Here is a 5977-nt window from a genome sequence, read left to right as displayed (position 1 = left end):
TCGCGCCATGCACGGACACGCAGGCCGCTTCACCCACGGCCATCAGGCCCGGCACCACCGCGTCCACATCCTCCGCCGTGGGGCGGATGACCTCACCATGGTAGTTGGTGGGAATGCCGCCCATGTTGTAATGCACGGTCGGCAGCACCGGCACGGGTTCCTTGGTCACGTCGATGCCCGCGAAGATGCGCGCCGTTTCCAGGATGCCGGGCAGGCGTTCATGCAGGATGTCGGCACCGAGATGCTCGAGATGCAGCATGATGTAGTTCTTTTCCGGGCCACAGCCACGACCTTCGTTGATCTCGATGGTCATGGCGCGTGACACCACGTCGCGCGATGCGAGATCCTTCGCCGTGGGGGCGTAGCGTTCCATGAAGCGCTCACCCTCGGAATTGGTCAGGTAGCCACCCTCGCCACGGCAGCCTTCCGTCAGCAGGCAGCCGGCGGGGTAGATGCCGGTCGGGTGGAACTGCACGAATTCCATGTCCTGCATCGGCAGGCCCGCGCGGATCGCCATGCCACCGCCATCACCCGTGCAGGTATGCGCCGAGGTGCAGGAGTGGTAGGCGCGGCCATAGCCGCCCGTCGCGAGCACGACCTTCTGGGCGCGGAAGCGGTGCAGGGAGCCGTCTTCCAGGCACCATGCCATGACGCCACGGCAGGCGCCGTCCTCGTCCATGATCAGGTCGATGGCGAAATATTCGACGAAGAATTCGACGTTATGCTTCAGGCACTGCTGGTACAGCGTGTGCAGGATGGCATGGCCCGTGCGGTCGGCTGCGGCGCAGGCGCGGGGCACCGGGGCCTCGCCATAGTTGCGCATGTGGCCGCCGAAGGGGCGCTGGTAGATCTTGCCGTCTTCCGTGCGGGAAAAGGGCACACCCATGTGTTCCAGCTCATGCACCGCGGGCACGGCCTCGCGGCACATGTATTCGATGGCGTCCTGGTCGCCCAGCCAGTCCGATCCCTTGACGGTATCGTACATGTGCCAGCGCCAGTTATCCTCGGCCATGTTGCCAAGCGATGCGCCAATGCCGCCCTGTGCGGCGACGGTGTGGCTGCGTGTGGGGAAAACCTTGGTCACGCAGGCGGTCTTGAGGCCGGCGGCCCCCATGCCCAGCGTGGCCCGGAGGCCAGAGCCGCCAGCGCCGACAACAACCACGTCATATGCGTGGTCAACAACCCTGTAGGAGCCGGTGAGTGGTGAAGTGGTCGCGTTCATTTCTTGGACGTGTCCCGATGTTCGTCCGGACGGCAGGCGGCGTTGCCGCTCGCCAGTCCGCGAATGTCATGTTCCGTGCAGGTTGGCCGCGCGGGGCTCAGCCCGCGGCGATCCGGCCCCGGCTGCTGCCGGCCAGCGCCAGCTTCAGCACGGAAACCGTGCCGAACAGCCCCAGAAGGAAGACGATTCCCTTCATCAGCAGCCCCGCGGGCAGGTGCGCCTTGCCATGCACATAGTCATCGATGATGACCTGCAGCCCGAGCTGGGTGTGATAGAAGGTCAGGATCACCAGTGACAGCATCAGGGTCGTGTTCACGGGGCGCGCGCCCCATTTCGCCACTTCCGGCTGCGATGCGCCGGCAAGACGGAACACCTGGATCACGAACCAGCCCGACAGCGGCACCAGCGCCACGGCCGAAGCGCGTTCCGCCCACCAGTGGGCGACACCGGCCTGCCCCGAACCCAGCCCGCGTGCGCGGGAAAGCTGGGAGCGCATGACCGTGATATGAGGCTTGTGTGGATTGCTCATGGTCAGGATGCCTTCTTGCGGGAACGACAGATCGCAACACCAAGGATACCCGCCACCAGCGCCAGCGTGGTTCCCACGGTCACGCCCACGGCCACGGGGCCATCCTCGTTGATTTCCTTCTTGTCGAAGCGGTAGCCGCTATCCCACGCAAGGTGGCGCAGTCCCGCCACGAAGTGGTAGACCAGCGCCAGCGCCCACCCGGCCAGCACGAGCTGGCCCAGCGGGTTGCCGGTCACTTTCTGGACCTTGCTGAAAGATTTGGGTCCCTTGGCAGCCGCGCTGATCCAGCACAGGCCAAGCTGAACCGCCAGCGGCGGCAACCCCGGCGGCGCGGTTCGCGATTGAAAGGAACATGGAAAGACGGAAGCGGTAGACCTGGAGGTGTGGGGACATAGCCGCCTGGTCAGAGTTCCGTCGCTTCGCTGCCTACATAGAGCGCATCACGGACATCCTGCATGGTCGTCTCGTCAATTTCCCTGTTATGGCTTCGGTTTGTTCCGTCGCCTTGTCTGAATCCGGTCCTACGCCGCACGGAAGGCCGGGTCAACGCAGGCCCGGAACACGAGGTTGAGAGACCCCATGCCGCCCGGTGGAGAACAGGAGCGCAATCCTGCCCTCCGGGCGTGCATGGCGGGTGGCCTTCAGTGGCCGAGCAGGTCGAGCGCGATCATGGTTTCGGCAATCTGGACCGCGTTCAGCGCCGCCCCCTTGCGCAGGTTGTCCGCCACGCACCAGAACCCGAGTCCATTGGGCACGGTGGGGTCGATGCGCAGGCGCGAGACATAGGTCGCGTCCTCGCCCACGGCCTCGAGGGGGGTGACGTAGCCGCCATCCTCGCGCTTGTCGTGCAGCACCACGCCGGGGGCCTCGCGCAGGGCTTCACGGGCGCGTTCAATATCAACGGGTTCCTCGAATTCCACCGTCACCGCCTCGGCATGGCCGATGAACACGGGCACCCGCACGCAGGTGGCGAAAACCGCGATGTCGGGATCGAGAATCTTGCGGGTCTCGACCGCCATCTTCCACTCTTCCTTGGTCGATCCGTCATCCATGAAACGGTCGATGTGGGGAATGCAGTTGAACGCGATCTGCTTGGTGAACTGCTCGGCCTTGAGCGGGTCGCCCACCAGGCTGCCGCGCGCCTGGCCGAACAGTTCGTCCATCCCGCTCTTGCCCGCGCCCGCCACGGCCTGGTAGGTGGCCACCACAACGCGCTTGATTGTGAACAGGTCATGCAGCGGCTTGAGCGCCACGACCATCTGGATGGTCGAGCAGTTGGGGTTGGCGATGATGCCGCGCTTCGCCTTCTTCACATCATTGGGATTGACCTCCGGCACCACCAGCGGCACGTCCGGCTCCATGCGGAAGTGGGAGGTGTTGTCGATCACGACGCATCCCGCCTTCGCCGCGCGCGGCGCATGCACGGCCGAGACCGCCCCGCCGGGGGAGAAAAGCGCGACATCCCAGCCGGTGAAGTCGAAGGTTTCCAGATTCTGGACCTTCAGCACCTTTTTATCGCCAAAGGAGACTTCCTTGCCCGCCGAACGGGCGGACGCCAGGGCCACGATCTCATCCACAGGGAACTGGCGCTCGGCCAGAGTCTTGAGGATTTCGCGCCCCACAGCGCCGGTGGCGCCCACCACCGCAACGCGGTAACCCATAATCTTCTTTCCTGTCCTGCCCGGACATTCCGGGGGAATGGCCGGTTTTGCGTAACTGTAGCGACACCTAGAGCCTGTAACCGAAAGGTGCAAGCAGCGCGGGCCGTGCAAAACCGCGAATCGAATCGGGCGCGGGGCCAGGGTGGCACGTCCCATGCGCGGATAGACCTTGTCGCGTGTCGCATGCCCGGTGCAGGCTCGATCCATCGCGCCACGGGGCAGGGCCGTCTTCCCTCAATTGCCCGGATGTGGCGCGCAGGCAAGAACGGTTAGAGAGATCATGGCCTTATCACCTGACATTCCCGAAACGCCCGCCACGGCCAGCCCGCGCCCGGTTTCCCCCGCCGGGGTGCGCACTACCCCTCCCTGCACGCTCGTCATCTTCGGCGCGCATGGGGATCTGACCAAGCGGCTGCTTGTTCCGGCGCTTTATAATCTTGTGGGCAGTCGCCTGCTTGATGACGGATTTCGCATCATCGGCGTGGACCGCGTGGACACCACCACCGCGCAGTGGCGCGACGGGCTGCATGACATGATGGAGTCCTTTACCAGGGATCCGAACGCGGAATTCCATCCCGCCAGCATCGACGCCGCCCAGTGGGACTGGCTGGCCAGCAGGATGGAGTACGTGCAGGCGGATTTCAGCGATGTCGCCGCCATCCGCGCGCTGGGCGAAAAGCTGCCGGGCAACGCCATCTTCTATCTCGCCATTCCCTCGCGCTTTTTCGCCCCCGTGGTGGAAACGCTGGGCAAGGCGGGCGTGGTGACACAGAAGGAAGGCGCGTTCCGCCGCGTGGTGATCGAAAAGCCCTTCGGTTCCGATCTGGCCAGCGCGCGCGCGCTCAACCAGCAGGTGCTGGCGGTGCTTGATGAGTCGCAGGTGTTCCGCATCGACCATTTCCTGGGCAAGGAGACGGTGCAGAACATTCTCGCCATGCGGTTCGGCAACCTGATATTCGAGCCGCTGTGGCGTAACGAATATGTCGATCATATCGAGATCACCGCCGCCGAGACCATAGGCGTGGAACAGCGCGGCGCGTTTTACGAGCCGACCGGCGCCCTGCGCGACATGGTGCCCAACCACCTGTTCCAGCTTTTCGCCATGGTGGCGATGGAACCGCCCAACACCTTCTGCGCCGAGAGCGTGCGCAACGCCAAGGAACAGCTTTTCGAGGCTGTGACTCCCATGGACCCGCGCGATGCGGTGCGCGGGCAGTACGCGGCGGGCACGGTGGAGGGCAGGCCGATGGTCGGCTACCGCGAAAGCCCCGGCGTTTCCCCGCACAGCAATACGGAAACCTATGTGGCGCTGAAACTGCATGTGGATAACTGGCGCTGGGCCGGGGTGCCGTTCTACCTGCGCACCGGCAAGGGGCTGGGCGGACGGCGGACGGAAATCGTCGTGCAGTTCCGCAAGCCGCCGATGCTGATGTTCCGGGGCACCGAAACGGCGGATCTGCCGCCCAACCGCATTATCCTCAACATCCAGCCAGCCCAGGGGCTGACGGTGGAAATGGGGCCAAGAAGCCGGGGCCGGAAATGGACCTGACCGATGTGCAGGCCCGTTTCAGGTATGAGGATGTCTTCGCCAGCACCCCCAATGTCGGGTACGAAACCCTGCTGTATGACTGCCTGATGGGGGATGAAACCCTGTTCCAGCGCGCCGATAACATCGAGGCGGCATGGAAAGCGGTCGATCCCGTCCTGCAGGCATGGGCCAAAGATACGACCGGCCCGGAAATCTATCCCGCCGGCACGTCCGGCCCCAAGGGGGCGGATGAACTGCTCCGGCGCGACGGGCGGACGTGGTATCCGCTGGATCGCGCCTGACGTGGTTCCATGAAAAAAGGCCCGTACCCCGTGGGGTACGGGCCTTTCAGGCCGTTCCTTATTTGGCCTGTGCGTCGGCGGCGGTAGCGGGCGCCGTCGCGGTGGTCGTGTCCGCTGCCTGCTGCCTGTGTTCGGCATGTTCGGCGTCACCCTGGCGGAACAGGGTATCGGCATGCGCGCGCTGCTTTTTGGAGAAGCTTTCATACAGTGCGGCGAAGCTGGAGTTCAGCGTCTGCATGTCATGCGCGCGTTCGACCGTCAGCTCGGCATAGGACTGCATGTTTTCCACGGCGTTCATGCCTGGCAGCTTTTCGCGGCGGCTGTCGATGGCGTCGTGCAGGCGCTGGGCGTTATCGCGCATGGTCTGGGCGAAGGGAGTCCACAGGGCTTCCTGCTTCTTGGTAATGCCAAGCTCGTCATGCAGCGCCGTGATGTGGGCATCCACCTGTTCCGGCGCGGGATCATGCGGGGTATGGGCGAGGGAGGCGGTGGCGTTGGCCTGCTGCTGGGCGGGCTGCGGACTCGCCGCCATGGCCATGGCGGGTAGGAGCACGAACGCGGCGGCGGGCAGGAACCGGCGGAACATCATTTTATGTATTTTCCTTCGCATCAGGTAGTTGCGTGGTGGGGGATGTCAGGTGGACCGGCGCGCTCAGTAGCCGCCGCCATAGGGGTAATAGGCCGGCGGCGGTGGCGACGCGGGCTGGGCGGGATAATAGGCCGGGGGCGGCGGGG

Annotated in this window: 4 protein-coding genes and 2 pseudogenes; 1 reads left to right on the top strand and 5 read right to left on the bottom strand. The window is 64.8% G+C overall.

What is annotated here, in order from left to right:
• The 4 genes and pseudogenes from sdhA to JCM25156_RS08455 all read right to left on the bottom strand — a co-directional run.
• On the bottom strand, positions 1 to 1222 hold a 1222-nt coding region (sdhA, locus tag JCM25156_RS08470; RefSeq protein ID WP_025812764.1), incomplete at its 3' end, for a succinate dehydrogenase flavoprotein subunit.
• Positions 1223 to 1319: 97 nt separating this feature from the next.
• Positions 1320 to 1751 (bottom strand): succinate dehydrogenase, hydrophobic membrane anchor protein, encoded by a 432-nt coding sequence (sdhD, locus tag JCM25156_RS08465; protein WP_025812763.1) that lies wholly within the window; start codon positions 1749 to 1751, stop codon positions 1320 to 1322.
• A 2-nt stretch (positions 1752 to 1753) separates the two neighbouring features.
• Positions 1754 to 2105, bottom strand: a pseudogene (gene sdhC, locus JCM25156_RS22785) (succinate dehydrogenase, cytochrome b556 subunit).
• 287 nt (positions 2106 to 2392) lie between these two features.
• Positions 2393 to 3412: an aspartate-semialdehyde dehydrogenase gene (locus tag JCM25156_RS08455; protein WP_025812762.1), complete on the bottom strand. Its 1020-nt coding sequence runs from the start codon at positions 3410 to 3412 to the stop codon at positions 2393 to 2395.
• A gap of 280 nt (positions 3413 to 3692) precedes the next feature.
• Here JCM25156_RS08455 and zwf point away from each other — a divergent pair.
• Positions 3693 to 5242: pseudogene (zwf, locus tag JCM25156_RS22780) on the top strand (glucose-6-phosphate dehydrogenase).
• A 58-nt stretch (positions 5243 to 5300) separates the two neighbouring features.
• Here the strand turns inward: zwf and JCM25156_RS08445 are convergent.
• On the bottom strand, positions 5301 to 5831 hold the full coding sequence (locus tag JCM25156_RS08445) for a Spy/CpxP family protein refolding chaperone (protein WP_025812761.1): 531 nt from the start codon (positions 5829 to 5831) through the stop codon (positions 5301 to 5303).
• Between the last annotated feature and the right edge of the window lie 146 nt (positions 5832 to 5977).

This window comes from Komagataeibacter kakiaceti JCM 25156 (genome assembly GCF_000613305.1).
Note: the sequence above shows the minus strand (reverse complement) of the source record. Positions and strands in the feature narration are given on the sequence as shown.